Here is a 598-nt window from a genome sequence, read left to right on the forward strand (position 1 = left end):
GAGGTCACCTGCCAGGTGACCTCTGCAAAGCTATTATGCTGTGAATAAGCTAGTTCTTGGAATGACGTTTTTTTTGTGTTACGCTTATTTGTGCTGGTACTACCTGTGGTTTTCCACGGATGTTCCTTGGCGGGTTTGCGTGGCTGCGCTGAACTCGCCTTTTTGGTTTGCGGTTTTTGATCTTGTTTTTCTATCTGCTTTAACAATATGGCTTGTCCTTGATTCCACATTACGACTTTGCCATTCAGTGTTTCTCGCACTTCAACCGTAGTTTTAGCGTCAAAACGCTGGGTAGAAGGCTCAGCTAAAGTGTAGGTTGCTCCGCGGTAAGAAAGGGTGTTGCCAGCTCCGAGCTTGCGATACTCTCGAAGTGTAAACACATAACTGAGTTCAATATGCTTTTGAAGCTGCACATAGGCAGATTCAGATGAGCGTGGAGCTATGGAAAATTGCTTGTTATGTTTTTGAATAAGCTCAGGCAATGCCTCGTTTGCAGCATCTATCGTCTGGATACCTAGCAACCGTAACTCAATGACAAGACGGTCTTGAAGCGTCAGCCAAAGACGCTCGATCCGGCCTTTAGCCTGTGGTGTGACGG

General features: G+C 46.3%; 1 protein-coding gene. It reads right to left on the bottom strand.

The features are described from left to right. A partial coding sequence (locus AC1DSE_RS36185; RefSeq protein WP_477529237.1) for a transposase family protein occupies positions 1-598 on the bottom strand: 598 nt, incomplete at both ends.

The sequence above is a fragment of the Paenibacillus sp. 01L418 genome (assembly GCF_056400045.1).